The 26,540-nt window shown below is 74.0% G+C and carries 20 protein-coding genes; 13 read left to right on the top strand and 7 right to left on the bottom strand.

Going from position 1 to position 26,540, the window contains the following annotated elements; genetic code table 11:
- A partial coding sequence (locus ACWDRR_RS05130; RefSeq protein ID WP_449770805.1) for an alpha/beta fold hydrolase occupies positions 1-4,923 on the top strand: 4,923 nt, incomplete at its 5' end.
- 183 nt (positions 4,924-5,106) lie between these two features.
- Here ACWDRR_RS05130 and ACWDRR_RS05135 read toward each other — a convergent pair.
- Complete coding sequence (locus ACWDRR_RS05135) at positions 5,107-5,901, bottom strand: exodeoxyribonuclease III (protein ID WP_449771034.1); 795 nt, start codon at positions 5,899-5,901, stop codon at positions 5,107-5,109.
- A gap of 328 nt (positions 5,902-6,229) precedes the next feature.
- Between ACWDRR_RS05135 and ACWDRR_RS05140 the strand changes: the two genes are divergently transcribed.
- Entirely contained in the window at positions 6,230-7,003 is a 774-nt protein-coding gene (locus tag ACWDRR_RS05140) for a GntR family transcriptional regulator (protein WP_449770806.1), read from the top strand.
- Positions 7,004-7,140: 137 nt separating this feature from the next.
- Here the strand turns inward: ACWDRR_RS05140 and ACWDRR_RS05145 are convergent, their stop codons facing one another.
- Positions 7,141-8,316: an ROK family protein gene (locus ACWDRR_RS05145; protein WP_449770807.1), complete on the bottom strand. Its 1,176-nt coding sequence runs from the start codon at positions 8,314-8,316 to the stop codon at positions 7,141-7,143.
- Between the two features lie 357 nt (positions 8,317-8,673).
- Between ACWDRR_RS05145 and ACWDRR_RS05150 the strand changes: the two genes are divergently transcribed.
- The 4 genes from ACWDRR_RS05150 (at position 8,674) to ACWDRR_RS05165 (ending at position 11,824) form a co-directional block, all read left to right on the top strand.
- Positions 8,674-9,369: a class I SAM-dependent methyltransferase gene (locus ACWDRR_RS05150; RefSeq protein WP_449770808.1), complete on the top strand. Its 696-nt coding sequence runs from the start codon at positions 8,674-8,676 to the stop codon at positions 9,367-9,369.
- A gap of 78 nt (positions 9,370-9,447) precedes the next feature.
- Positions 9,448-9,891, top strand: a complete 444-nt coding sequence (locus ACWDRR_RS05155; RefSeq protein WP_449770809.1) for a GNAT family N-acetyltransferase — start codon at positions 9,448-9,450, stop codon at positions 9,889-9,891.
- Between the two features lie 188 nt (positions 9,892-10,079).
- Positions 10,080-11,018, top strand: a complete 939-nt coding sequence (locus tag ACWDRR_RS05160) for an aldo/keto reductase (RefSeq protein ID WP_449770810.1) — start codon at positions 10,080-10,082, stop codon at positions 11,016-11,018.
- A gap of 200 nt (positions 11,019-11,218) precedes the next feature.
- The gene (locus ACWDRR_RS05165; protein ID WP_449770811.1) at positions 11,219-11,824 is read left to right on the top strand and encodes a hypothetical protein; all 606 of its coding nucleotides are present in this window, start codon (positions 11,219-11,221) and stop codon (positions 11,822-11,824) included.
- Positions 11,825-11,952: 128 nt separating this feature from the next.
- Here ACWDRR_RS05165 and ACWDRR_RS05170 read toward each other — a convergent pair whose 3' ends face one another.
- Positions 11,953-13,011 (bottom strand): endonuclease/exonuclease/phosphatase family protein, encoded by a 1,059-nt coding sequence (locus ACWDRR_RS05170; RefSeq protein ID WP_449770812.1) that lies wholly within the window; start codon positions 13,009-13,011, stop codon positions 11,953-11,955.
- A 102-nt stretch (positions 13,012-13,113) separates the two neighbouring features.
- Between ACWDRR_RS05170 and ACWDRR_RS05175 the strand changes: the two genes are divergently transcribed.
- The 7 genes from ACWDRR_RS05175 (at position 13,114) to ACWDRR_RS05205 (ending at position 21,732) form a co-directional block, all read left to right on the top strand.
- Positions 13,114-14,193, top strand: coding sequence for a glycosyltransferase family 2 protein (locus tag ACWDRR_RS05175; RefSeq protein WP_449770813.1), 1,080 nt, complete (start codon positions 13,114-13,116; stop codon positions 14,191-14,193).
- On the top strand, positions 14,193-15,116 hold the full coding sequence (locus tag ACWDRR_RS05180) for a lysylphosphatidylglycerol synthase domain-containing protein (protein WP_449771035.1): 924 nt from the start codon (positions 14,193-14,195) through the stop codon (positions 15,114-15,116). Before ACWDRR_RS05175 ends, ACWDRR_RS05180 begins: the two co-directional genes overlap by 1 nt.
- The gene (locus ACWDRR_RS05185) at positions 15,103-16,503 is read left to right on the top strand and encodes an aspartate aminotransferase family protein (RefSeq protein ID WP_449770814.1); all 1,401 of its coding nucleotides are present in this window, start codon (positions 15,103-15,105) and stop codon (positions 16,501-16,503) included. The genes ACWDRR_RS05180 and ACWDRR_RS05185 overlap by 14 nt, the downstream gene beginning before the upstream one ends.
- Positions 16,497-17,519 (top strand): NAD-dependent epimerase/dehydratase family protein, encoded by a 1,023-nt coding sequence (locus tag ACWDRR_RS05190; RefSeq protein ID WP_449770815.1) that lies wholly within the window; start codon positions 16,497-16,499, stop codon positions 17,517-17,519. Before ACWDRR_RS05185 ends, ACWDRR_RS05190 begins: the two co-directional genes overlap by 7 nt.
- 11 nt (positions 17,520-17,530) lie before the next feature.
- Entirely contained in the window at positions 17,531-18,427 is an 897-nt protein-coding gene (locus ACWDRR_RS05195) for a UbiA prenyltransferase family protein (protein WP_449770816.1), read from the top strand.
- 129 nt (positions 18,428-18,556) lie between these two features.
- Positions 18,557-20,785, top strand: a complete 2,229-nt coding sequence (locus ACWDRR_RS05200; RefSeq protein ID WP_449770817.1) for a glycosyltransferase — start codon at positions 18,557-18,559, stop codon at positions 20,783-20,785.
- Between the two features lie 11 nt (positions 20,786-20,796).
- Positions 20,797-21,732: a class I SAM-dependent methyltransferase gene (locus tag ACWDRR_RS05205; RefSeq protein WP_449770818.1), complete on the top strand. Its 936-nt coding sequence runs from the start codon at positions 20,797-20,799 to the stop codon at positions 21,730-21,732.
- A 59-nt stretch (positions 21,733-21,791) separates the two neighbouring features.
- Here the strand turns inward: ACWDRR_RS05205 and ACWDRR_RS05210 are convergent, their stop codons facing one another.
- The 4 genes from ACWDRR_RS05210 to bioB all read right to left on the bottom strand — a co-directional run bounded on the left by ACWDRR_RS05210 (position 21,792) and on the right by bioB (position 26,368).
- Complete coding sequence (locus tag ACWDRR_RS05210) at positions 21,792-22,565, bottom strand: AfsR/SARP family transcriptional regulator (protein ID WP_449770819.1); 774 nt, start codon at positions 22,563-22,565, stop codon at positions 21,792-21,794.
- Positions 22,566-23,070: 505 nt separating this feature from the next.
- A complete protein-coding gene (gene bioD, locus ACWDRR_RS05215; RefSeq protein ID WP_449770820.1) occupies positions 23,071-23,811 on the bottom strand; it encodes a dethiobiotin synthase in 741 nt (246 codons plus the stop codon).
- Positions 23,808-25,109: an adenosylmethionine--8-amino-7-oxononanoate transaminase gene (locus ACWDRR_RS05220; RefSeq protein ID WP_449770821.1), complete on the bottom strand. Its 1,302-nt coding sequence runs from the start codon at positions 25,107-25,109 to the stop codon at positions 23,808-23,810. Before ACWDRR_RS05220 ends, bioD begins: the two co-directional genes overlap by 4 nt.
- Positions 25,110-25,132: 23 nt before the next feature.
- Positions 25,133-26,368: a biotin synthase BioB gene (bioB, locus tag ACWDRR_RS05225; protein ID WP_449770822.1), complete on the bottom strand. Its 1,236-nt coding sequence runs from the start codon at positions 26,366-26,368 to the stop codon at positions 25,133-25,135.
- Positions 26,369-26,540 lie beyond the last annotated feature (172 nt).

The raw sequence follows: 26,540 nt of genomic DNA on the forward strand, positions 1-26,540 counted from the left end.
ATCCTGGAGCAGGCCGAGGCGCCGGTCGAGGTGCCGGTCGAGGAGGTCGTCGAACTGCCGGTGGTGCCGCTGGTGCTGTCGGGCAAGTCCGAGGAAGCGGTGAGGGGTCAGGCCGCTGCACTGCTGGAGCGGCTTGGGACGGATCCGGGGCTGGGTGTCCTCGATGCGGCTTACTCGCTGGCGACGTCGCGTTCGGCGTTCGAGCACCGCGCGGCTGTGGTCGCGGCCGATCGTGACGAAATCCTCTCCCGCCTGGATGACTTGGCGTCGGAATCGGCGGACGTCTCGACCGTGGTGGCGGGTCGGCTCGGGGTGGTGTTCTCGGGTCAGGGTTCGCAGTGGCCGGGGATGGGCCGTGAACTGAGCGAGATGTTCCCGGTGTTCGCCCGCGCCTATGGCGAGGTGTGTGCGCAGCTGGGGGTGGACCTGCCGTCGGACGAGGGCATCCACCGCACCGGTTTCGCGCAGCCCGCGATCTTTGCCCTCGAGGTCGCCCTGTTCCGGCTGTTCGAGTCGTGGGGCGTCTCCGCTGGTGTCCTGGCGGGTCACTCGGTCGGGGAGATCGCCGCCGCCCATGTCGCGGGCGTGCTGTCCCTGAAGGACGCGTGCACGCTCGTCGAGGCCCGTGGGCGGTTGATGGAGGCGCTGCCCGCGGGGGGCGCGATGGTGGCGGTCGGCGCACCCGAGCACGTGGTGCGGGAGCTGCTGGCCGGCACGGAGGGTGTGTGGCTGGCGGCGGTCAACGGCCCCACGTCACTCGTTCTCTCGGGACACGAGGACCAGGTCCTGGCGGTCGCGGCGACGCTCGCCGAACGGGGCTTCCGCACCAAGGCTCTGACGGTCAGTCATGCGTTCCATTCGGGTCTGATGGATCCGATGCTGGAGGAGTTCGGCGCGGTCGTGTCCGGTCTGGACCTGCGCGAGCCGGTGCTGCCGCTGGTGTCGACGGTGACGGGCCGCGCGGAGACGGAGCTGTGGACGGATCCCGCGTACTGGGTGCGTCAGGTCCGTCAGGCGGTGCGTTTCGCTGATGCCGTCGCCACGATGCTGGACCTTGGCGCGGGGACGTTCCTGGAGGTCGGTCCGGACGCGGTGCTGGCGGGGATGGTCGCGGAGTGCCTGCCGCAGGACGGCCCGGCACGCGCCGTGGTGCCGGCCCTGCGCAAGGACCGTGACCAGGCCCGTGCCGTGGTCGAGGCCGTGGCCCGTCTGCACGCCACGGGCACCCCGGTCACCTGGCCGGCGCTGTTCGAGGGCACGGGTGCGCGTCGCGTGGATCTGCCGACGTACGCGTTCCAGCGCCGCCGCTACTGGCCGGAGGCCTCCGGGGCGGGCGCGAAGGACGCGACCGGCCTGGGACTGGAAGCCGCCGCCCACCCGCTGCTCGGTGCGGCGATCGAGGTCGCGGACAGCGACGAGGTCCTGTTCACCGGTCGTCTTTCCCTCACCACTCACCCGTGGCTGGCCGACCACACCGTGCTGGGTGCCGTCGTCATGCCGTCGGCCGGCTTCCTGGAGCTCGCCGTCCGCGCCGGTGACCAGGTCGGCGCGGCTCTTGTCGAGGAGTTGACGCTGGAAGCGCCGTTGGTGCTGGAGAAGGGGGCCGGGGTCCGCTTGCAGGTCCTGGTGTCCGAGCCGGACGCCGCCGACAGGCGTGGCGTGACGATCCACGCACGGCCGGAGGGTGCCGCCGACGGGCCGTGGATCCGGCACGCGAGCGGTGTGCTGGCGACGGACGGACCGGTCGACGGGACCGATCTCACCCAGTGGCCGCCCGCCGGCGCCGAACCCGTCGACCTTGACGGGTACTACGAGCGCCTCGCCGAAGCGGGTTTCGCCTACGGACCCGCGTTCCAGGGGATGCGCTCCGCCTGGCGCCTCGGCGACACGGTGTTCGCCGAGGTCGAGCTGCCGGAGCGGATCGCTTCGCAGGCCTCGTCGTTCGGTCTGCACCCGGCGCTCCTGGAGGCGGCGCTCCAGCCGGTGTCGCTGCTGGGGACGGACGGCGGAGAGGGGCGCAAGGGGCTGCCGTTCTCCTGGAGCGGCGTCTCGTTGGGGGCGGTCGGTGCGACCGGCCTACGGGTCCGGCTCACTCCGGCCGGTCCGGAGACGCTGTCGCTGGCGATCGCGGACGGAACGGGGCGGTCGCTGGCCACCGTCCGGTCCCTCGCGCTGCGGCCGGTCCGGGCCGACCAGCTGGCCGCCGCCGGCAGCGCGGCGCAGCAGTCGTTGCTCGAACCGACCTGGGTGCCGGTGCCGGTGCCGGAGGAGGTCACACCGGACGCGGCCGCAGCTTGGGTGGCTCTCGGCGGCGCCGGGGCCGTGCGGCTCGCGGCGGCGCTGCGTACCGGCTCCGACGCGGGGTCGGCCGGAGGACCGCTCGTCGTCCCCGACTTCGACGCGCTCGGCGGTCTGGTGGCCGCCAGCGGTCGGGTGCCGGACGTCGTTCTGCTCCCGGTGCCCACGGCGGCGGAGCTCTCCGCCGACCTCTCCGCCGACCTCCCCGCCGACCTCTCCGTGACCGACCGGGACGCCCCGATCGCGGACTCCGCGGTGGCGGCCGTGCGCTGGGCGGCCGAGGCCGTCCGGGCCGGGCTCGCCGACGAGCGCCTCGCCGGCGCGCGGCTGGTGTTCGTCACCCGCGGTGCGGTGGCGGCCGGCGCGGCCGGCCTCGCGGTGGATCCCTCCGGGGCCGCGGTGGTCGGGCTCGTCAGGTCGGCGCAGACGGGCGACGCCGGACGGTTCGGCATCCTCGACCTCGCCGACGAGTCGTTCGACGCAGCCGTCGCGGCCGCGTTGCCGATCGTGGACGAGCCGCAACTGGCGGTCCGCGGCGGAACGGTGCTCGCGGCGAGGCTCGCCCGGGTGCAGGCACGGGAGGATGACGCTCCGAGGCCCGCGTCGCTGTCCGAGGGCACCGTGCTGGTCACCAACGCCGACGGGGTGCCGGGACGGGAGGTGGCCAGGGAACTGGTGGACGTCCACGGTGCACGTCACCTGCTGCTGGTGGTCGGTGACGAGGCCGACCTCGACGACGGCTCCGACGACGACTCGAACGGTCACCCCGACGGCGACCTCGGCGGCGCGGTGGCCGGACCGACGGGTGCGGGGGCGCGGGTGAGCCGCGCGGTCTGCGATCTCACCGACCGCGAGGCGCTCGGCCGGCTGTTGCGGGCCGTCCCCGCCGACCGCCCGCTGACCGCCGTGGTCCACCTGCCGGGAGCGGAGGTGTCAGGAGCGGCCGCCGAGGAGGCTGCCGAGGAGGCGCAACGGCACCTGCGGGCGCAGCTGCTCGCGGCCGAGAACGTGGACCTGCTCACCCGTGGAGCCGAGGTCACGACCTTCGTCCTGTGCTCCACCCCGGCGGGCACGCTCGGCCGGCCCGACCGGGCCGGTGCCGGTGCGGTCGGTGCGTTCCTGGACGCGCTGGCCCATCGGCGCAGGGCGGCGGGCCTGGCCGCGACGGTGCTCGGCCGGGAGCCGTCGGCCGGGACCGACCGGTCGGCGCCCGAGCCGTGGTCGGCCTGGCTGAGTGCCTCCGGCGGGCCCGGGCTGCTGGGCGCGGCGATCGGCAGCGGACTGCCGGCCGTCGTGGCGATGCGGCCGCGGGCCGGGAACCGGGCGGTCCCGGACCACTCGGGTCCGGTTCCCGCGCTGCTGCGGGGCTTGGTGCGGGCGACGGTGCGCCGCACCGTGTCGGCCGGGACCGCGGCGACGCGGGAGGACCTCGGGCGGCGGCTGGCCGGCCTGTCGGAGAACGAGTGGCCGGCCGTGCTGACCGACATCGTCTGCGGCCAGGCCGCCGCGGTGCTCGGCCACGGTGGGGCGGCTGCGGTCCGGCCGGAGAAGGGGTTCATCGAGCAGGGGTTCGACTCGCTCACGGCGGTGGAGCTGCGGAACCGGCTGAACGACGCGACGGGGCTGCGCCTGCCGTCGACCCTCGTGTTCGACTACGCGACCCCGGAGGCGCTGGTCCGGGGTCTGTGCGGAGAACTCGCCGCCCAGGGCCCGGCCGGACCGGGGGAGGGGACGGCCGTGGAGCGGCAGGCCGGTTCGGCGGGCGCTCCGGCTCCGGCCCCGGCCTCCGACGGCTTCCTCGCCTCGATGTTCACCCAGGCCTACGAGCGCGCGAAGTTGGAGCACGGTCTCGACCTGCTGATCGCGGCCGCCAGGATCAGGGAGAAGTTCGAGGATCCGGCCTCGGTCGCCCGGGAGTCGGACCTGGTGACGCTGGCGTCGGGGCCGGCCGGGGCGGCGATCGTCTGCTTCCCCACCCTGGGCGCGCTGTCCACCCCCTACCAGTACGCGCGCTTCTCCGCGCCGCTGGGCGGCCGGCGCGAGGTGCTGTCGCTCCCGCTGCCCGGCTTCGTGAAGGGCGAGCTCCTGCCCGCCGATCTGGAGACGATCGTGGAGCAGCAGGCCCAGGTGATCGAGCGGCGGCTCGGTGACCGGCCGTTCGTGCTGCTCGGTCACTCGTCCGGAGGCTGGACGGCCGCCGCGGTGGCGCGCCGGCTGGAACGGGGCGGTGTGCGGCCGGCGGCCCTGGTGCTGCTCGACACCTACGCTCCGGACAGCCCGCCGCCGGCCTCGATCCAGTACGGGTTCATCGACACCATGCTCGACCGCGGCGACGTCTTCGGAAGCATCGACGACACCCGGTTCAGCGCGATGGGCGGGTACTTCGACGTGTTCGCCGAGTGGCAGCCGGAGGCCGTGCCGGTTCCGACGCTGCTGGTGAGGGCGCAGGACCCGCTGCGGCACCCGTCGGCCGAGGCCGGTGAGGCGGAGGAGTGGCGCTCGTCCTGGCCGCTCTCGCACGAGGCGTTGACCGTCCCGGGTCACCACTTCAGCATGCTGGAGGAGTACTCGGAGGACTGCGCCGTCGCCGTGCACGACTGGCTGACCACCGAGCTCGGCGCCTGACGCCGGCTTCCAGGGGCGCCCGGCGGTGAGGCACTGCTCACCGCCGGGCGCCCCTGCCGATCACGGCGCCGCCGGGTCCCGAGGTCCACGGCGGGATCGCGGTCCGGCGGCCGGCGTACCGGGCACCCCTCCTCGGGGCCGCCTTCCAACGCTCCGACGCTCGAAGGGTTGTGCGGGAAGGTGTCAGTCGTTGAGGTCGTACGCCGCCGTGACCGGCGCGTGGTCCGACCACCGCTCGGCGTGCGTCTCGGCGCGCTCGACGTAGGCCTCGACGGCCTTGTCGGCCAGCCCGGGGGTGGCGACCTGGAGGTCGATGCGCCAGCCCGAGTCGTTGTCGAAGGCCCGGCCGCGGTAGGACCACCAGGAGTAGGGGCCGGTGCGGTCGGGGTGGAGGCGGCGGACGACGTCGACGTAGCCGGCCTCCTCGTAGACGCGGGTGAGCCAGGCGCGTTCCTCGGGGAGGAAGCCGGCCGACTTCTGGTTGGCCTTCCAGTTCTTGAGGTCCTCCGGGCGGTGGGCGATGTTCCAGTCGCCGCAGACGACGACCTCCCGGCCTTCAGCGGCGGCCCGGGTGCGCAGTTTGCCGAGGTGCACCAGGAACTCCGCCATGAAGCGTTCCTTCTCCTCCTGGCGTTCGGTGCCGACTTCGCCGGAGGGGAGATAAAGGCTGGCCACGGTCAGCCCCGGCAGATCGATTTCGACATACCTGCCCGAATTGTCGAATTCCGCCGATTCGAATCCGACCACCGTGCGCTCCGGCTCCCGCCGCGACAGCACGGCGACGCCCGCGCGCCCCTTGGCGACCGACGGCGCCCAGACCGCGTGCCAGCCGTCCAGGTCGCGCAGTTCCACGGGGAGCTGCTCGGGCTCGGAGCGCACCTCCTGCAGGCAGATCACGTCCGCCTCGGTGGCCGCCAGCCACTCGACGAAGCCCTTCTTGGCCGCTGCCCGGATTCCGTTCACGTTCACACTCGTCACCACGATCACCCGGGCAGCCTACCGAGCCCGGCGCCCCGCCCGCCGGTCGACGCGGTCGGGCGGCGTGGCCGGCTGGCATGGCCGGCGCGGTCGGGCGGCGTCCGGATGTCGGTCTGTCGTGAACGCGGCATGAATCTGCGCGACATCCGCACCAACCGCCGTCATTGGTCTTGACCATCTCCCGACACAGCCCCTAGGGTCACTTACTGCAAAGACCTTTAATAAAGAAGGACGGATAAAGCCCGCTCTCCCACCTGCCGCAACAGCGGGCAGCGGGCCGGGTCCGCCCTCCTTTCGGCAGGGCGGACAAAGCAGGGTGGAGGCCACGGTGGGAACGACAGGGCAGCTCACGGCGGTACCGGAACCGAAGTACTGGCACCTGCGCACGGTGCTGCTCCGCGCGATCGACACGGAGTTCTCCACCGGACAGGTCCTCCCCAACGAGCGCGAGCTCTCCGCCCGCTTCGGGGTGGCCCGGGCCACCCTGCGCCAGGCGCTTGACCAGCTGGAGCTGGAGGGCCGGCTGGTCCGCCGCCGGGGCATCGGCACCCTGATCGCCGCCCCCCGGGTCGGCGTGCCGGTCAACCGCCACGAGGAGGGCTGGCCCGGTACCGCCCGCAGCCAGGCGTGGCGCACCGTCGACTGCACCACCGCCCCGGCCACGGCGCAGCTCGCCAAGGGCCTCGGCATTGCCGAGGGCGCGACCGTGCACACCGTCCGCCGGGTCCGCATGGTCCAGGGCCAGAACGTGGCCACCGAGGCGCTGCACGTGCCGGCCTCCGCGCTGCCGCACCTGCCCGGCTTCCGCGCCGAGAGCGACCGCGCCCGTTCGGTGCTGCGCCAGCTGGAGCGCCTGGAGGTCGACGGCGAGTCCCGCTCGGTCGAGCTGGGCGTCGCCGAGGCCGAGCAGGCCGCCCTGCTGGAGCGCCCGCCCGGCTCGCCGGTGCTGGTGATGACCACCCAGTACGCCGCCGCCGGTCGCCTGGTCGCGCTGGCCGTCTCCACCTACCGGGCCGACACCTGCAAGCTCACCTTCGGCGAGACCGGCCTGGTGGAGGTCACCCCCGTCGGTGCCACCGCCGAGGTGCGCACCGCCTCCTGAACCATTTCCCGCACACCCTCAGGCCCAGGCCCGGACGCCCCCACAGGCATCCGGGCCTGAGCCGTTCCACGCCTTCGCGGGGCGGACCGGGCACCCGGTCCGCCCCGGCCGTCACCCCCCGGCCGTCCCCCCGGCCGTCACCCCCGGGCGCCGCCGGTCGGCGGGTCGACGGCGAAGAGCTGCTCCTCCACCTGGTCGAGCGCCACCCGCAGGGCGCCCATCGCGACGACCTCCGAGCCGAGGGCGGCCAGGGCCACCTCGGGCGCGCGCAGGGTGAACTGGGCGAGGCGTTCGCGCAGCGGTTCCAGTACGCCGTCGAGCCCGGCGGCCCAGCCGCCGACGACCACCAGCTGGGGGTCGATCGCCAGCACCAGGGCGGCCACGCTCTGCACCAGGCGGGTCAGGAAGCGGTCCATCGCGACCTTGGCCACCTCGTCGCCCTCGCGGGCGAGCTTCAGCACCCGGGCGACGGCCGCCTCGTCCAGCGGGTTGAGCGGCTTTCCGGTGGTGGAGAGCAGGCGCTCGGGGGTGACCTCCTGGCCGAGCAGGTGCAGTGCGCCGATCTCGCCGGCCGCGCCGCCGAAGCCGCGGTGCAGGCGGCCGTTGATGAGCGAGCCGGCGCCCGGGCTGAGGCCGGCCATGACGAAGACGACGTCGTCGGCGCCGACCGCCGCGCCCTGCCAGTGCTCGGCGATGGCGGCCAGGTTGGCATCGTTCTCGATCATGACCGGGCAGCGGAACGAGCGGCGCAGCCGGGCGCCGAGGTCCAGGCCGGTCCAGCCGGGCATGGCGGTGCCGAGCTGGATGGTGCCGTCGCGGTCGACGATGCCGGGGGTGCCGACGCCGACCGCCCACAGGTTGTCCCGGGAGACGCCGGCCTTGCGCAGCACCTCGGCGACCGCCGTGCGGACGGCGCTGAGGCGCTCCTCCGCGTCCAGGGTCTCCTCGATCGGGCGGAAGTGACTGCCCACCACCTGGCCGGTGAGGTCGGCCAGGACGACCCGGAGGTCGTGCACGCCGATCTCGATGCCGAGGATGTGTCCGGCCTCGGCGCGGAACCGGAACCAGCGGGCCGGTCTGCCGCGCCGGCCACCGCCCGGCTGTCCGCCGTTCTGGGGCTGGTCCACCTCGGCGACCAGGCCGGTCTCGACCAGCCCTTCGATCACGCCCTCCACCGTGGGCCGGGACAGCCCGGTGTCCCCGACCAGCTGAGTGAGGGTCACCGAGTGGCCGGCCCGCAGCGCCCGAAGCGTGACCGCCGCGTTGATACGCCGCAGCAGCGAGGAGTCTCCTCCGGTGAGCCGATCCGCCAAGACGCTGCCCTTCGCCGTTCGCGCGACAGCTCTGGCGCGCGGTGCCGAGTGCGCGGGAACCACCGAACGTCCCGCGTGAGTCCGCCGCCCGGAACGCGGCACGACAGCGCTCGGCCGCCTGCGCCACCCCGGAGGGCTCGTGCCGGATGCTACCCGGGCCCGGGGCCGGCGGGCGAGCATCTCCGCAGCTCATCCAGGCTTCGGTATCGAAATGGTACGCACCGGGTGGCCGTGCGTGATCCGCGGTTCCAGCGCGCCGCGGGATGCTCCTGCGACCTCGCCGGTGCCGGTGGCGGCCGCCGGCGCCACCGCGGTCGGGCGCCCGGCGGGCCGTCGGAGAACCTCTATGCTGCGGGCATGTTGAACGAGACGCACGACGGTCGTCCGGGTGCGACGGCGGTGTCCGACCGGGACTTCGTGCGCAGCGAGACCACCCCCGCGCCCGTGCCCTTCGTCCCCGAGATCAGCCTGCACATGGCGGACGACGCCATCGAGCTCTGGGAGCGGACCGAGACGGCGCGGGGAGAGGTGGGGCTGGCGCCGCCGTTCTGGGCCTTCGCCTGGGCGGGCGGGGTCGGGGTGGCGCGCTATGTGCTCGACCACCCCGACGTGGTGGCCGGGCGGACGGTGCTCGACCTGGCGGCCGGGTCCGGACTGGTGGCGATCGCGGCGGCGATGCGGGGGGCGCGCTCGGTGCGCGCCGCCGAGATCGACGCCTACGCGGTGGCGGCCATCGGCATCAACGCGCAGGACAACGGCGTCCGGGTGGCGGCGGCGGTCGAGGACCTGCTGGACGGGGACGGCGCTCCGGCCGAGGTGGTGCTGGCCGGGGACGTCTTCTACGAGCGGGCGATGGCCGCGCGGTTCCTGCCGTTCCTGGAGCGGGCCCGGGCGCGCGGCGCGGTGGTGATCGTCGGCGACCCGGGGCGGGCCTACCTGCCGCGCGGGCGCTTCACGGAACTGGCCGCGTACCGGGTGCCGGTGGTGGCGGACCTGGAGGACGCCGCGCTCAAGACCACCACCGTCTGGGAACTCGCCGCACCGGCGGGCTGACGCCGGGTCCGGCCAACGGCCGTCCCGCACCGCGAAATCACCGGCGGCCGGGCCGGGCGCCCTGGTAGACACACCGTCATGACCGCCGACATCGCGCTGCGCACCGCCACCCCCGACGAGATCCCCGCCCTGCTCGCCCTCTGGGCGCGCGCGGCCAAGGGGACCAGCATCACGGACGACGCCGACGGAGTGGCGGCCCTGCTCGGGCGCGACCCGGAGTGCCTGATCGTCGCCACCCCCGCCGACGACCCGGCGACCGTCGTCGGCACCGTGATCGCCGGCTGGGACGGCTGGCGCTGCCACCTCTACCGCCTCGCGGTCGACCCGGAGTACCGCCGTCGGGGGATCGGCGCGGCGCTGCTGGCGGCCGCCGAGGCCCGTTTCACCGCCCTCGGCGGCCGCCGCGCCGACGCCATGGTGCTCGACGACAACGCCCAGGGGCAGCGCACCTGGCAGACGGCCGGGTACGGGCCGCAGCCGCAGTGGACCCGCTGGGCCAAGCCGCTGCCGCTGGACGCCTGAGGCCTGGCGCCTGTGGTCTGAGCCTGAGGCCTGACGCCTGTCGCCTGATGCCGGTTGCCGACCGCGGGCGGGCCCCGGTGAGGCGTGCGCCGACGATGGCCATGGGTGGTGAACCGGTGGCTGTCTGTTGCGTGCGGGGCGGGATGCCACTTGAATGGTCCAGACCAAAATCGGGAGGGGAAGGACCTATGACGATTCCGCAGCGCACCATCGCCCTGGGCACCTTGGGCTTCGGCACGATCGTCGACGAGCAGACCTCGTTCGCGATCCTGGACCACTTCGTGGCGTCGGGCGGCACCGTGCTCGACACCGCGAACAACTACGCCTTCTGGCTCGACGGCGCGACCGGCGACGAGAGCGAGGAGGTGATCGGGCGCTGGCTGGCCAGCCGGGGCGCGCGCGACCGCGTGGTGATCAGCACCAAGGTCGGCGCCCGGCCGACCGTCCCGGGGACGGGTCTGGAGACCGCCGAGGGGCTCTCGGACAAGGCCGTCCGGACGGCCCTGGAGGGCAGCCTGCGACGGCTCGGCACCGACCGGGTCGAGGTGTACTGGACGCACATCGAGGACCGGTCCGTGCCGCTCGCCGAGACGGTGGACACCCTGGCCGACCTGGTGGCGGCGGGGAAGGCCGGCGAGATCGGGGCCAGCAACCACGCCGTCTGGCGGGTCGAGCGGGCCCGGGCGCTGGCGGGGGAGCGCGCACGGTACACCCACATGCAGTACCGGTACTCCTACCTCCAGCCCCGCTTCGACATCCCGCTGCCCTCCTCGGCCCACGTCCATGTGACCGGTGAACTGCTGGACTACGTACGCTCCGAGGGGGACATCCGGCTCTGGGTCTACAGCCCGATCCTCTCCGGCGGCTACACCCGCGAGGACGTGGAGATCCCGGCCGCCTACGACCACCCGGGCACGCCCAGGCGGCTGGCGGCGCTCGGCGCGGTGGCCGAAGAGCTGGGGGTCACGAAGAACCAGGTCGCGCTCAGCTGGCTGCTGGACCACGACCCGCAGATCCTGCCGCTGGTCGGGGTCAGCAGGATCGCCCAACTGGACGAGGCGCTGGGCGCCCTGGAGGTCACGCTCTCCGCCGAGCAGCGCCGGCGCCTGGACGAGGCCGCGCTCTGACCACGGGAACCGCCGGGTGGCCGTGCCGTTCGCGGCGCGGCCACCCGCGCGTCCCGGATGCGGCAACAAGGTGATGTCCGCTCAACATCCTTGACCGCCAACCGGATCGAGGGAGTGGGCGTCACGCCCGGCAGGTGTGCGGGTACCCTGGGGCGGACTTCTTCGAGTGCGGATCGACGACACCGGGCAACGGGGGCACCATGGCAGGCCAGGCCACAGGGGCGGCAGCGGGGCGGCGGCGCGGCACGGCCGCCCTTGCCGGCGGGGTGTTCGCGCTGCTGCTCGCGGTCGCGGGTTGTTCGAGCGCCGGGACGGCCGCGGCGCCGTCGGCACGGCCCACCGAACCGGTCCCGTCCACCGCCTCGCCCACCGCCCCGGCGTCGCCCACCAACGCGGCGTCGCCCACCCTCCCGCCGCCGTCCGCGCCGCAGTCGACGTCGCCGGGCGCCGTGCCGTCCGCGCCGGCCCCCGTGACGCCGTCGGAGCCGGCCGAGGCGTCCGCCGTGCTCTACGGCTGCGAGGGGCGGCCGCTCACCGCGCCCAAGTCCTTCGAGCTGGGCTGCGACAAGGGCGCCGCACAGCTGGACGGGCTGGTCTGGACGGACTGGGGCGGGCTGAGCCCCACCGCCACGGGGCGGCTGTGGGAGCAGAACGCGGCCGGCGGCGTGGCCGCGTCCCCCGCCACGGTGACCCTCGGCGGCCTGAGCGGCGGCGAGTACACGACGCTGCGGATCTCCGCGCCCAAGGCCGAGCGGCCCAACCTCACGTTCACCGTCGGCCGGTCCGGTCCGGTGCCGAAGGGCTGACGGTCGCAGGGCCGATCCCCGAGAAGCCGATCTCCGGGGGCCTGATCCCCGGGGCCCGCCCCCCGAAGGCCCGATTCCGGGGCCCCGCCCCCGAAGGCGCGCTCCACCGTCCCGCGCCGCGCCGCACCTCAGGGCCGCAGGGCGACGCGCAGCTCCTGCCCCCGGTGGTCCGACATCCCCCGCTGGTCCGCGAAGGCGTACCGCTCCACCGCCAGCCGGCGGTCCGTGAACGCCCAGTCCAGCCGCCACAGGTCGCTGCCCAGCACGCCGCCCCAACTGCCCGGGTAGAGGTCCCCGGAGGCCGACCACGCGTCGTGGAAGCGGGAGCGCAGGCCGCGCAGGTCGCCCATCGCCGGGGTGGTGTTGAAGTCCCCGGCGATCAGCAGCGGGCGGGTGTTGCCGGCGGCGTCGCCCTCCAGCGCCGCGTACTGCTCCCGGCGCGCGGCGTCGGCCGTGCGGACCGTGCGGTAGAAGTCCCCGCCGAGCAGCGACTGCCGGGTGTCCACCTGGACGGGGATGTGCACGTTGTAGAGGGACACCGCCCGGCCGTGGACGTCCACGTCGGTGCGGAGCACCTTCTTCGCGGCGAAGGTCGCCTCCCACGGGGCACCGGCCGGCAGGGCGGCGCCGACGGGCGGGACGGCCAGCACGGGGAACCGTGAGAGCGTCACCAACTCGCCCAGCACCACCACCTGGTAGCCGGGGAACTCGCGCCGGATCCGGTCCAGCCGGTCGATCGGTGTCGGGACCTCCCGCACCCAGGCCAGGTACTCCTGGAGCAGGTAGACGTCGGCGTCCTCGCTCCGGAGGTAGCGGTAGAAGGCGTCCGGGTCGTCGGTGGTGTCCCAGTACTCGGTGTTCCAGGAGAAGACCGTGAACGCCGGGCCGGGCGCGTGGTCCCGGCCGGGGAGCAGGGCCGACGCGTTGAGGCCCGTCCGGGGCAGTCCGGCGAGCAGCAGGACGACCACCACCGGGACCAGCCACCGCCGCAGCCGCCGGGTGACGGCGGCCAGGGCCAGCAGCAGCACCGGCACGGCCAGGAAGAGCAGCGGCGGCGCGAGGTCCGGTATCAGCCAGAACCACCAGCGGCCGCTCAACAGGAGGTCGAGGAGGAGGAAAACACCCCAGCACGCCGTGACGGCGACCAGCAGCCGGGGGCCGAATGAACGCGGGCGAGCGGAATCCATGCCGCGGAGAGTAGCAGGGGAGCGGCGCCCGGGATTTCGCCCGACCGCATTCCAATACCGAGACGATACGCGGCCGATATGCCGCCCGCCTGAAATGGCGTCATGACGTTTTCCGTATCGGTCGTCATACCGGCCCACAACTCCGCTCGTACGCTGGGTGCCTGTCTGGACTCGGTGTACGCCCAGACCGCCCCCGTCCACGAGGTGATCGTGGTGGACGACGGCTCCACCGACCGGACCGCCGAGGTCGCCCGGGGCTATCCGTGCACGCTGATCCGGCGTACCCCGAACCGCGGGGTGTCCGCCGCGCGCAATGCCGGAATCGCGGCGGCGACCGGTGACATTCTCTTCTTCCTGGATTCCGACGAGGCGCTCACGCCCGATTCGGTGGCCAATGCGCTGGAAATCCTGGCGGCCGACCCGGCGTGCGGCTGCGTGCACGGAGTGATCGCGCCGGAGCCGTTGTTCGACGACGGACCGGTCGAGCGCTACCGGGTGCTGCACGCGCACTGGTGGCGGGTGCGCGGCGCGGGCGTCGTGGAGACCGCGTTCTTCGCCCAGGCGGCCGTGCGGCGCGAGGTCTTCGAGCGGCTCGGCGGATTCGACGAGCGGCTGCGCGACTCGGAGGACCTGGAGTTCAGCGACCGGCTCGCGCCGCACTACCGGATCGTCCTCACCGACCGGGTGGCGGCCCGGCACGACGAGGAGCACCGGCTGTGGCCGCTGCTCGCCGAGACCTTCCGGCGCGCGCTGGTGCTGGTGCCCGCGCTGGCCTCGGCGCGCAGGGGCGGGCGGCGCAACCTGACCGCCAACAGCCCGGCCTCGGTCGCGACCGCCGCCTTCACGCTGGCCACCCTGCCGCTGGCGCCCTGGTACCCGGTGCTGCCGGTCGCCGGGTTGCTCGGCTTCTGCGCCGCCAACGGCCGGCTGCTGCGGTTCGTGGCGCGCCGCCGGGGCCCGGCCTTCCTGCCGTTCTTCACCGGCGTCCACTTCCTGGTGATCACCGCCCTGTTGGGCGGCGCCGCGGTCGGCGCGGTGCGGATGCTGCTCCCCGCCCGGCGGGCCGCGACCGGACCGGAGCCGGGCACCGCGACCGCGACCGGCACCGGCAGCGGCAGCGGTACCGCGACCGGCAGCGGCACCGCCACAGGAACCGGCACCGGAACCGAGGCGGCCCGGTGATGCTGGACCGGCTGCGCAGGGTGCTCACCCCGTTGATCGTGCTCGCCGCGCTGGTGGGCCTCGGCCTGATGCTCCACCACGAAGGCCCGGTCGCCGCCCGGGCGTTCGCCCGGTCGGACGCCCTCCCGCTGCTGGCCGCCTCGCTCGCCGCCAACGTCGCCGGGCTGGTGCTCGCGGTGCACGCCTGGCGGGTGCTGATCCCCGGCGAGCACCCGATCCGGGGGGTGGCCGCGGCGCGGATCTACTTCCTCGGGCAGCTCAGCAAGTATCTGCCGGGGCGGGTCTGGGGCGTGCTCACCCATGTCACGCACGGCCGGGCGGCCGGGGTGCCGGCCGCCCAGATGACCTCCGCCTACCTGCTCAGCCTGGCGCTGACCGTCCTCACCGGCGCGGGCGTCGGCCTGCTGGCGGCGCCGGCCGCGCTGCCGGGGCAGTGGTTCTGGCTCTGCCTGCCGGCCGCGGGCTTCCTCGCCTGTGCCGCCCGGCCGGCGCTGGCCACCCGGCCGGTCGCGGCCGTGGCCCGGCTGCTGCGGCGGCCGGTCGAGGCGCCGCCGGACGCCGCCGTCCGCCGGGCGGTCCTGCTGGCGATCGCCTCCTGGCTGGTCTCCGGCCTGCATCTCTGGTTCCTGGCCCTGGCGTTGGGCGGACCGGCCGGAGCCTCCCTGGGCCCGGCGGTCGGTGCCTTCGCGCTCGCCACCGTGGTCAGCAGCCTGGCCGTGGTCGTGCCGGACGGCTGGGGGGTGCGGGAGCTGACCATCACGGCCGCACTCGCCACCGTGCTGCCCGGCGGCGTGGCGGCCACCGCGGCGATCGCCAGCCGGGTCGTCTGCGTGGTGGCCGAGCTCGGCAGCTCGGCCGTCGTTCTGACCTGGGCCCGGCTCAGGTCCACCCCGATGGGAGAGGAAGCCCGTGTACACCCTTGACGACGCCGACCGGTTCGAGGTCCGCGAGGTGCACGACCTGTACCGGCGGTACGTGAACAAGAGCCAGGTCTCGCTGATGACCTCCTTCGGCTTCGGCCGGGAGCTGGTCGCCGAGGCGCGGGGCGCCCATCTGACCCTCACCGACGGCCGCCGGATCCTGGACGTGACCGGTGGCGTCGGCGTGCTCAACCACGGCCACAACCACCCGCGGATCCTGGCCGCGCGCGAGCGGTTCGCCCGCGACGGGCGGATGGAGGTCCACAAGACGTACTTCTCGCCCTACCTGGCCGCGCTCAGCCACAACCTGGCCGAGGTGCTGCCCGGCGACCTCTCGATGTCCTTCCTGCCCAACTCCGGTGCCGAGGCGGTGGAAGGGGCGGTGAAGCTGGCGTACAAGTACCACAACGGCAAGCGCGGGACGGTGCTGCGCGCGGACTGCGCCTTCCACGGGAAGCTGCTCGGCTCCGGCGGGCTCACCGGGCAGAGCCAGTTCGCCTTCCCCACCATCCCGGGGATCGACACCTTCACCTACAACGACCTCGACTCCGTCCGCCGCGCCGTGGACGCCCACCCCGACGACGTCTACGCGATCCTGATCGAGCCGTTCAGCGCCTCCACCATCCAGGCCTGCTCCGAGGAGTTCCTGCGCGGGCTGCGGGAGTTGTGCACCCGGAAGAAGATCGTGCTGATCTTCGACGAGATCTACACCGGGTGGGGCAAGACCGGCACCCTGTTCTACTTCATGCGCTACCCGGGCCTGCTGCCGGACGTCCTCACCACCTCCAAGTCCTTCGGCGGCGGCAAATCGTCGATCTCGGCGTTCGTCGCCCGCGAGCCGGTCTTCCGCAAGGCCTACGACAACCTCGGCGACGCGCTGCTGCAGTCCACCTCGACGACCTACTACGGCTTCGGCGAGGAGTGCGCCACCGCGCTGGAGGCCGTCAACATCGTGGTCGAGGACGACTACCCGGCGCGGGCCCGCGCGATCGGCGCGGTCCTGGAGCCCGGCCTGGCCCGGCTGGCCGAGGAGTACCCGGAGGCGGTCGGCCGGGTGGAGGGCGCCGGCGCGCTCTGGGGCGTCTTCATCGAGGGCGGCCCGAAGATCCTCGACCTGGTCGCCAAGCTGGCGCCGGGCGGGATGGCCCGCGACCCGAGGTTCAAGACCAAGCTGGTCACCTGCGCGGTGATCAACGCCCTGTACCAGGACCACGGCATCTTCGCCTACTACACCCTCAACGGGCGCAACCCGCTGATCATCGGCCCCTCGCTGGTCACCGAAACCGCCGAGGTGGAGCGGACGGTCGAGGCGCTGGGCGAGGTGCTCGCCAAGGGGCTCGGCCACCTGGTGACCCGATTCCTCAAGCAGAAGGTGAGTTCCCAGTGGTGATCACCATCACCGGCGCCGCGGGCATGCTCGGCTCCCGGCTCGCCGAACGGCTCCTCGCGGACGGCCACCGCGTCCGCGGGGTCGACCTGCGGCCCGGCCCCGGGGTGGCGGTGGTCGGCGACATCCGGGACCCGGCGGTGATGGCCGGGGCGCTGGCCGGCGCCGAGGTGCTGGTCCACGCGGCCGCCGCCCTGCCCAGCTACCCCGACGAGCAGATCCGCTCGATCATCGTCGGCGGCACCGAGAGCGTGTTCGCCGCCGCGCGCGCCGCCGGCACGCCCCGGGTGGTGCACATCTCCTCGACCGCCGTGTACGGCCTGCCCAAGGTGGTCCCGACCCCCGAGACGCACCCCCGCGAGCCGGTCGACACCTACAGCCGGGCCAAGGCGGCCGCCGAGGAGATCGCCGAGCGCCACCGCGCCGCCGGGATGTGCGTGCCGATCCTGCGGCCCAAGACCTTCGTCGGCCCGGGCCGGATGGGCCTGTTCTCGATGCTGTTCGAGTGGGCCGAGGAGGGCCGGAACTTCCCCGTGCTCGGCCGCGGTGACGTGCGGATCCAGATGTTCGGCATCGACGACCTGGTCGACGCCGTGGTCACCGTGCTCACCGCACCCGAGGAGGTCGCCAACGACACCTACAACCTCGCGGCGGCCGAATTCGGCACCCTGCGCCAGGACTTCCAGGCCGTCCTGGACGCGGCCGGCCACGGCGGACGGGTCGTCGCGCTGCCCGCCCGGCCGGCGCTGACCGTGCTGAGCACCCTGCAGAGGGCCAGGCTCTCGCCGGTCTACGGGCGGCTGCTGCACAAGCTGATGGAGGACTCCTACGTCAGCATCGACAAGGCCGGCGAGCGGCTCGGCTTCGCCCCCAGGCTGTCCAACCGGGACGCGATCCTGCGCACCTACGACTGGTGGCGCACCGCCCGCCACGACCGACCGGCGGGCAGCCCGACCGGTCGGACCAGCCGGGACCCGTGGAGCCAGGGCCTGTTGTCCGCCGTGAAGATCTTCTTCTGAGGGAGCGCGCGATGACCTTCCTGAGCGAACAGACGGAGTCCCGCCGGCGCGGCGCCGCCTCCCGGCTGCCGGCACCGCTGGAGCTGCTCCGGCCGGGCCAGTGGCCGAAGAACCTCCTGGTGGTGCCGCTCGCCCTGCTCGGCGCCGACCTGGCGTGGGGCATGGTGGCCCGGGTCGCCGTCACCACGGCCGCCTTCGTCATCGCCTCGTCGCTGGTGTACGTGGTCAACGACATCGCCGACGTCGAACGGGACCGGCGCCACCCGGTCAAGCGCCACCGCCCGCTGGCCTCCGGCCGAGTGGGACTGCGGACGGCCGTGGCGCTGATCGTGCTGCTGGCCGGGCTGCTCGCCCCCGTCCTGCTGCTCTCCCGGCCCGCCGCGGTCTGGCCGGTGCTGCTCTACCTGGTGGTGAACGGTGCCTACAGCTGGAAGCTGAAGCACCTGCCGCTGCTGGACGTCTTCATCGTCGCCACCGGCTTCGTGCTGAGGCTGCTCGGCGGCTACGGAGCCGGCGGCCGCCCGGTCGCCGCCTGGCTGGTGTTCACGGTGCTGACGCTCTGCCTGGTCCTGATCGTGGGCAAGCGGCGGCACGAACTCGGCGTGGCCGGCAGCGGCCACCGGCCCGCCCTGGTCGGCTACTCGGCGCACTTCCTGGACCTCGTCCTGGTGCTCTGCTCCGGGCTGACCGTGGTCGGCTACCTGCTCTTCCTGCGCACCGAGTCGGGCTTCGCGACCGGGGCGCTGCTCACCGCGCCCTGCGCGCTGCTCGCGCTCTTCCGCTACCTGCAGATCGTGGTCGTGCAGAGCGAGGGCGGCAACCCCGTCCGGACCCTGCTGCGCGACCGCGTCATGCTCACCAACTCCTCGCTCTGGGCCGGTCTGCTGCTCGTCTTCCAGCTGCTGTGACCCGGTCCCCGGCCCCCCGGCGGCCCGTCGCCCGCCGTGGCCCCCGCGGCTCTCGTGCGCCTCGTGCCGCTCATGTCCTGAACCCCCTCGTGTCCCGAACCCCGAACCCCGAACTCCGAACGAGGTCCCATGCCCACACCCACACCTCTCGTGTCGGTGGTCGTCCCGATGTACAACGACAGCCGCACCGTCGACCTCTGTCTGCGCTCGATCCTGGAGCAGAGCTACCCGGCCGTCGAAGTGATCGTCGTCGACGACGCCAGCACCGACGACTCCGCCGCGCTGGCCGCCGCCCACCCCGTCACCCTGGTCCGGGCCGAGCGCAACGGCGGCCCGGGCGGGTCGCGCAACCTCGGGGTCCGGCACGCGGCCGGCGAGATCCTCTTCTTCCTGGACGCCGATCTGGCCATGCACCCGGACGCCGTCGCCCAGGCGGTGGAGATCTTCACGGAACACCCCGAGTACGGCGCGGTGTTCGGCGTCCCCGACAAGGAGCCGCTGTTCCCCGAGGGCGCCGTCGGGCAGTACCGGATCCTCCAGTACCACTACTGGCGCAAGAGCGCCGAGGGCCTGGTCAGCGGCGGCTTCTACGCGCTCGGAGCGGTGCGCCGGGCGGCCTTCCTGGAGGCCGGCTGGTTCAACGGGGCCCTTCGGCAGACCGAGGAGATCGACCACGCCGAACGCCTCGCCGCGCTCCACCCGATGCTGCTCACCTCGCGGATCCGCGGCCGGCTCTCCGACGAGAGCCGGATGCGGCCGCTGCTGCGGAAGGCCTTCGTCCGCAGCCGGCTGCGGGTCCCGTTCTACCTGGGCCGGGGCCGGGCGATGCAGGGGATGGAGACCCCCGGCCGCGCGGTGGCCTCGGCGCTGGCCGGGCTGGCGGTGGCGAGCCTGCCGCTGATCGCCTGGCAGCCGCTGACGGCGCTGATCACGGCGCTGGCGGTGACCGGCTTCGTGCTGACCGACCTCGGGCAGTACCGGTTCGTCCGGCGCGAGCGCGGGCTCGGGTTCCTGGCCTTCTTCACCCTGGCGCACCTGCTGGTCAACGCGGTCGTGCTGGCCGGTCTGGTGGCCGGGCTCGCCCAGTTCGCGGTCAGCCGCCGGTTCCGCCGGATGTACACCCTGGACGCCGCCCTGACCCGCGACGGCGACGCCGACGTCGACGGCGACGGGGGTTCGGCCGGTGGCGGCGACGGCGACGCCTCGCCGGGGGCGGCCGCCGGGCCGCCGACCCGGGCCCGCCGGATCGCCCGGCGGCTGCGCACCTGGTACGGGCGGGCCCTGATCGGCCTGGCCGCGCTCTGGCTGCTCTACGCGGTGCTGCGCCGGTCGGTCAGCGGCCGCTGGCACTGGGCCATCCTGCTCGACGCCACCCCGCCGGTGTTCCTGGTGGCGATCCCCCTGCTGCTCCTGGTCGCCAGTGCCGCCGCCTGCGGCCGGCGCCGCCGCTGGGCCGCCGCCCTCGCCCTGCCCCCGCTGCTCCTCGCCCTGGTCACCGGCTCCGGGCTGAACTGGCCCGCGCTCTGGCACGGCGAGCGCACGGTACCGGCCGGCGCGCTGCACGTCGTCTCGTTCAACACCCAGTACTGGGCCGCCGCCACCGACGTGGACCGGCTCTACGACCTGGTGCACCGTCAGAACGCCGACGTCTACCTGTTCCAGGAGCACGTGGTCTGGCAGGCCGGCCGCGGCGAGGACGGCTACCTGCGGCTGGACGACGACGCGCGGCTGGCCGCCGAGTTCCCCGGCTACCACATCGCCCGGCGGGGCGAGCTGCTCACCGTCTCCCGCTACCCGATCGTGGCCCAGCCGGCCGTCGGGACGGGCGCCGAGCTGGAGCCGGACGCCCCGTTCGGCCGGGTCTTCGCCCGGGACAAGGTGCTGCGCACCGACCTCCAGGTCGGGTCGAAGGTGTTCAGCGTCTACAACGTGCACATCACCGTGCCGCTCGCCCCCGACCTCGACCCGTTCTCGGACTTCGACTTCGACTCCTACTTCCGCCGCAAGTTCGACTGGCGCCGGGCGGAGATCCGAGGCCTGGAGCGGGACTTGGCCGGCAACCCGCACCAGGTGCTCATCTCGGGCGACTTCAACGCCAGTGCGTCGATGCGCGACCTGGACGGCCTGCGCGACCGGGCGGACGACGCGATCCGGGCCAACAACGACTTCCTGCCGCTCAGTTGGAAGTTCTCCGCGCCGGCCGGCTTCGACTGGGACAGCGCGGTCAACCGCTCCTTCCCGTTCTGGCGGCTGGACTGGAGCTTCACCGTCGGCCCGGTGCGGGTGCACCGCTACGACTTCCGGCCCACCGACGGCATCTCCGAACACCGGCTGCAGGACCTGTGGCTCTCCCTCTGAAAGGAACAACGATGGTGCTCAAGGATCTGCGGACGGCCGTCCGGACCGCCTCCGGCGTCGAGCTGCTGGAACGGCTCCCCGTGCTGCGCAAGCCGGTCGACTGGCTGGCGGAGCGGCCCGTCCTGCACGGCCTGACCCTGTGGGCGTTCGGGCTGCGCAAGCCGCTCTTCTGGGACCACGTCGTCACCCCCGAGCCGCGCGCCGAACTCGCCGAGGTGCGAACGCTGTTGGAGAAGAACCGGGAGCGCTACGCGAAGCGGCTGACCGGCTTCCTGGAGCTGACCGAACTGCTCCGGGGGATCCCGCTGAGCGGCACCGCGGCGGGCTCCACCCCCTACTGGAACAACGGCTGGCTGCCCCCGCTGGACGCGCTCTCGCTCTACGGCTTCCTGGCCGAGGAGCGCCCGGCGCGGTACCTGGAGATCGGCTCCGGCAACTCCACCAAGTTCGCCCGCCGGGCGATCGAGGACCTCGGGCTGGCGACCAGGATCACCTCGATCGACCCGGCCCCCCGCGCCACCGTCGACCGGCTCTGCGACGAGGTGATCCGCACCCCGCTGCAACACGCGGACCTCGGGGTCTTCGCCGAACTGGGGCCCGGCGACATCGTCTTCTTCGACGGTTCGCACCGGCTGCACATGGGCTCGGACGTCGCGGTGTTCTTCTTCGAGGTGCTGCCCAGGCTCAAGCCCGGCGTGATCGTGCACGTCCACGACATCATGCTGCCGGCGGACTACCCGCACTCCTGGCGCTGGCGGCACTACTCGGAGCAGTACCTGCTCGCCGCCCTGCTGACGGCCGCCCCCGAGCGCTTCGAGCTGGAACTGCCCGACGCCTTCGTCCACGCCGACCCGGAGCTGCGGCAGATCGCCGAACCGCTCTGGCGCGCCCTCGGCGTCCGCGACCACTACGAGCCGGGGTCGTTCTGGTGGCGCCACGCGGGCTGAACGCCCTTGGCCCGCCCGCGTGTTCGCGAGGCGGACGCGGCGCCGTCGCGAGGGTGGCGCTACACCGGGCACCGGGACGGGTGGGCGCCACCACCCGCCCGGGCCCGGTGCCCGGCCGCCGCCGGCTCCCCGGGGAGCTCCACCGCGGCCACGCCCAGCAGGATCTCCCGCTCCAGGGCGCGCAGTTCGGGCCCGGGCTCGATGCCCAGCTCCTCGACCAGGACGGTACGGAGCTTTCGGTACACCGCCAGTGCCTCGGCGGTGCGGCCCGAGCGGTGCAGGGCGAGCATCAGCTGCGCGTGCAGGTGCTCGCGGAACGGATGCGTGCCGACCAACTGCTCCAGTTCGCCGACCAGGTCCTGGTGCCGGCCCAGACCGAGTTCCAGCCGGATCCGCTCCTCGACGGCGCGCAGCCGGTTCTCCTCCAGCCGGCGGGCCCAGGCCTCCACCGCCGGGCAGGCCAGGCCCGCCATCGCCGGCCCGGTCCACCGGGACAGGGCCCGGCGCAGGCCCGCGATGGCCTCCTCCGGTGCGCCCTGAGCGGCCAGCATGCGGGCCCGGGACACCTCCTCGTTGAACACCGAGGCGTCCAACTCACCTGCTCCGACCCGGAGTCGGTACCCGTTCGGGTGGGTCTCGATCACGGTGGGCGCGCCCGCCTCGGCGAAGGCGCGGCGCAGTTGGGAGACGCAGATCCGGATCTGGGTCAGGGCGCTCGCGGGCGGTGCGGGGCCCCAGACGGTGTCCACCAGACGGTCGAGCGGCACGACCCAGTTCGGGGTCAGGGCGAGGGTCGCCAGGACGATCTTCGACCGCCTGCCCCCGAGCGCCACGGCGGTTCCGTCGACATCGACACGAAGTGGTCCCAGGACATGCACGAGCACAACAATCTCCCCCGTATGAAGCTGTCACCTGTGCCGAAGTCCCGCTGCGGAAGCGGAGTTCGCCCCGCCGCCGGGGCGCCGCTCGCAGCATGGTATAGACCTATAAACGTGTCAAGGGCATCTCAAGTCCGGCCGACGGCCGGAGTCGCCGACTGCCCGGAACCCGGGCGGACGCGCCGAGCGGGGCTCGCGGCGACGGTTCCGGGCCCGGTCGGCGAGCCGGGAACGGGCGGGGCGGGGGTTCTCACGCCGCGCGGTCCTTCGGGGGCGACGGTCTCCGGCTCCGGCGCGGTGGGCCTACCGGCAGTCCGACGAGGGGCGCGCCGGCGGCCGCGGCCGAACTGCCCGGCACCCCCACGCGACAACGCCCGGTCCGTTTCGCGGACCGGGCGCATCTGGGCACTCCCGGGTGCGGGCGGCCCCGGGAGAGCCCGGTTGCGCCCGCACCCGGGCTCTAGCCGGCCGCCGGCCGGTGGGTCTGCGCGAAGGCCTCCACGTCCCAGACGCCGCCCAGCTCGGGGGCCAGCGAGGCGGTGGCCAGGGCGGCGAAGTCCGCAGCGGTGCCCGCGCGTTCCGGCAGGGCGCCGAGCAGGGGGGCGCCCGCCGACCGCGGCAGGTCGGCGAGGTTGCAGCGCTCGGCGAGGCCGGGCTGCCGCGGCCAGGAGCCGACGACCACCCCGGCGAGCGGCAGTTCGCGGGCCCGGAGCGCCTCCGCCGAGAGCGAGACGATGTTGAGCGTCCCCAGCCCCGCCGAGGCGACCAGCAGCACCTCCGCCGCCAGACCGGCCCCGATCACCGCCCTGGCCTGGTCCGCCAGGGTCCGGCCCTCGTCGTCGTAGTGCACCAGCAGCCCGCCGGCGCCCTCGACCAGGACCAGGTCGTGCGTCGCGGCCAGCTCCGCGACCGCCGCCGCCACCTCGGCGGGCGACACCGGGGGCAGCCCGGCCCGCCGCGCCGCCGTGTTCGGCGCCAGCGGCTCCGGGTACCGGGCCAGCTCCCGCGTGGTGAGCGCGCCCGCCAGCCGCCGGACGTCGTCGACGTCGCCCGGCTCGCCGGCGGCCAGGCCGGTCTGGCCCGGCTTCAGCACCGCGACCCGTGCGCCGCCGCGCAGCGCCGCCGAGGCGACCGCCGCCGTGGCGACGGTCTTGCCGACCTCGGTGTTGGTGCCCGTGACGAAGAGGATCCGCGCGCTCATCCGGCCACCGCCGCCGCCGTCACGGCCGCGGCGATCCGCGCCACGTCCTCGTCCTGCGTCACGTACGGCGGCATCGTGTAGAGGAGGTCCCGGAACGGCCGCAGCCAGACGCCCTCCCGCGCGGCCGCCTCGGTGGCCGCCCCGACGTCCACCGGGTGGTCGAGCTGCACCACGCCGATGGCGCCCTGCACCCGGACGTCCCGCACCCCGGGCAGCTCGGCGGCGCCCGCCAGGCCGTCCCGCAGGCCGCCCTCGATCCGCTTCACCTCGACCTGCCAGTCCTGGCCGAGCAGCAGGTCGATCGAGGCGTTGGCGACGGCCGCGGCCAGCGGGTTGCCCATGAACGTCGGCCCGTGCGCCAGCACCGGCATCTCGCCCCGGCTGATCCCGTCCGCGACCTCGGCGGTGCAGAGCGCGGCCGCCATGGTCAGGTAGCCGCCGGTCATCGCCTTGCCCAGGCACATCACGTCCGGCGAGACGCCCGCGTGGTCGGCCGCGAACAGCGCGCCGCTGCGGCCGAACCCGGTGGCGATCTCGTCGAAGACGAGCAGCACCCCGTGCCGGTCGCAGAGCTCGCGCAGCATCCGCAGGTAGGCGGGGGAGTGGAACTGCATCCCGCCCGCGCCCTGCACCACCGGTTCGACGATGACGGCGGCCAGCTCATCCGCATGCCGTTCCACCAGCGCGGCGAAGTCCGCGGCGTAACCGGCGTCCAGCGGCGCGTCGAAGCCGGCCGGCGGCTGCGGCGCGAAGAGCTGGCCGGGCAGCACGCCGCCCCAGAGGTGGTGCATGCCGCCCTGCGGGTCGCAGACCGACATCGGGTGGAAGGTGTCCCCGTGGTAGCCGCCGCGCCAGGTCAGCAGCCGCCGCTTGGCGGGCCGCCCGACGGACTGCCAGTACTGCAGGCACATCTTCATGGCGACCTCGACCGCCACCGAGCCGGAGTCGGCCAGGAAGACGTGCCGCAGCGGCTCCGGCGTGATCTCCACCAGCCGGGCGGCGAGCCGCACGGCGGGCTCGTGGGTGAGCCCGCCGAACATCACATGACTCATCCGGCCCAGCTGGTCCCGCACGGCCTCGTCCAGCACCGGGTGCCCGTAGCCGTGGATCGCCGCCCACCAGGACGACATCCCGTCGACCAGCTCGCGTCTGCCCGCGACGGGCTCGGCGAGCCGCAGCCGCACCCCGGACGCCGATTCGACGACGTAGGGGGTGACGGTGCCGGGCATCGGACCGTACGGGTGCCAGACGTGCGCCCGGTCGAGGGCGAGGAGGGTGTCATGGGGCAGCTGAGCCATGGTGAGTCTTTCCCTGGGGACGGTCAGGCGTTGGGTGCCAGCTCGGTGCCGGCGCCGCGACGACGGACCCGGACGAGGTCGCTGCGCAGCTCGTCGGCGCTGTCCGCCCCGACGGCGGCCTCGGCGGCGTCGACCGCCTCGCCGACCGCCTCGCCGACCGCCGCGGTCCCGACGGCCGGGGCGCTGTGCCCGCCGCACGGCCCGCAGCCGCCGCCCGTCCCGCACGCGCCGCCCTCGGCGGCAGCGGCGACGTCGGCCCGGTGCCGGGGCAGGGTGGCCTCGCCGGCCCCCTCCACCTCGAAGCCGGCGTCCTTGATCATGTCGAGGTCGGCCTGGCCGGCCTGGCCCTCGCTGGTCAGGTAGTCGCCCAGGAAGATCGAGTTGGCGATGTGCAGGCCCAGCGGCTGCAGCGAGCGCAGGTGGACCTCGCGCCCGCCCGCGATCCGCACCTCGACGTCGGGGCAGACGAAGCGGACCATCGCCAGGATCCGCAGGCAGCGCTGCGGGGTGAGGTTCCACTCCTTGGCCAGCGGGGTGCCCTCGAACGGGATGAGGAAGTTGACCGGCACCGAGTCCGAGCCCAGCTCGCGCAGCGCGTAGACCACGTCCACCAGGTCCCCGTCGCTCTCGCCCATGCCCGCGATCAGGCCGGAGCAGGCGGACAGGCCGGCGCCGTGCGCCTTCTGCACGGTGTCCACCCGGTCCGCGTAGGTGTGGGTGGTGGTGATGTCGCCGTAGGTGCCCTCGGAGGTGTTGAGGTTGTGGTTGTACGCGTCGGCGCCGGCCGCCTTGAGCCGCTCGGCCTGGTTGTCGGAGAGCAGGCCCAGGCAGGCGCAGATCTCGACCGCCGGGTCGGCGTCCTTGATGGCCGAGATGGTGTCGGCCACCCGGTCGATGTCGCGGTCCGTCGGGCCGCGGCCGCTGGCCACCAGGCAGACCCGCTTGGCGCCGCCGGCGACGCCCGCCCTGGCCGCCTCGGCGGCCTGGTCCGGCTTCAGCCAGGTGTACTTGAGGATCTCGGCCTTGGAGCCCAGCCGCTGCGAACAGTACGAGCAGTCCTCCGGGCAGAGCCCGCTCTTCAGGTTCACCAGGTAGTTGAGCTTGACCCGGCGGCCGAACCACTGCCGGCGCACCCGCCCGGCGGCCGCGACCACGTCCAGCAGCTCGTCGTCGGTGGTGGCGAGGACGGCCAGGGCCTCCTCGCGGGTGGGGATTTCCCCGCGCAGGCCCTTGGCGGTGAGGGTATCGAGCAGATCCATGGGGCTGATCCTGCCTGCTGGCCGACGGGCGACGCCAGAGGAAACCCACCAGAAGATCCCCGGGAGGATGTGCGAGTTGTCACAGTGTCACAGCTCACGGTAGTGGTGCAGGTCACGTCGCCGGCGGGGCGGGTTACCGATCGGTAGTGCGAGTGATCGTCGACGGCCCGCC

This window comes from Kitasatospora sp. NPDC003701, assembly GCF_053587085.1.

Excerpts from the sequence above, each read along its gene's own strand:
- ACWDRR_RS05160 (WP_449770810.1), top strand. The coding sequence starts at position 10,080 with ATGACGATTCCGCAGCGCACCATCGCCCTGGGCACCTTGGGCTTCGGC.
- ACWDRR_RS05180 (WP_449771035.1), top strand. The coding sequence starts at position 14,193 with ATGCTGGACCGGCTGCGCAGGGTGCTCACCCCGTTGATCGTGCTCGCC.
- ACWDRR_RS05200 (WP_449770817.1), top strand. The coding sequence starts at position 18,557 with ATGCCCACACCCACACCTCTCGTGTCGGTGGTCGTCCCGATGTACAAC.
- ACWDRR_RS05155 (WP_449770809.1), top strand. The coding sequence starts at position 9,448 with ATGACCGCCGACATCGCGCTGCGCACCGCCACCCCCGACGAGATCCCC.
- ACWDRR_RS05175 (WP_449770813.1), top strand. The coding sequence starts at position 13,114 with ATGACGTTTTCCGTATCGGTCGTCATACCGGCCCACAACTCCGCTCGT.
- ACWDRR_RS05165 (WP_449770811.1), top strand. The coding sequence starts at position 11,219 with ATGGCAGGCCAGGCCACAGGGGCGGCAGCGGGGCGGCGGCGCGGCACG.
- ACWDRR_RS05170 (WP_449770812.1), bottom strand. The coding sequence starts at position 13,011 with ATGGATTCCGCTCGCCCGCGTTCATTCGGCCCCCGGCTGCTGGTCGCC.
- ACWDRR_RS05150 (WP_449770808.1), top strand. The coding sequence starts at position 8,674 with ATGTTGAACGAGACGCACGACGGTCGTCCGGGTGCGACGGCGGTGTCC.
- ACWDRR_RS05205 (WP_449770818.1), top strand. The coding sequence starts at position 20,797 with ATGGTGCTCAAGGATCTGCGGACGGCCGTCCGGACCGCCTCCGGCGTC.
- ACWDRR_RS05220 (WP_449770821.1), bottom strand. The coding sequence starts at position 25,109 with ATGGCTCAGCTGCCCCATGACACCCTCCTCGCCCTCGACCGGGCGCAC.
- bioD (WP_449770820.1), bottom strand. The coding sequence starts at position 23,811 with ATGAGCGCGCGGATCCTCTTCGTCACGGGCACCAACACCGAGGTCGGC.
- ACWDRR_RS05195 (WP_449770816.1), top strand. The coding sequence starts at position 17,531 with ATGACCTTCCTGAGCGAACAGACGGAGTCCCGCCGGCGCGGCGCCGCC.
- bioB (WP_449770822.1), bottom strand. The coding sequence starts at position 26,368 with ATGGATCTGCTCGATACCCTCACCGCCAAGGGCCTGCGCGGGGAAATC.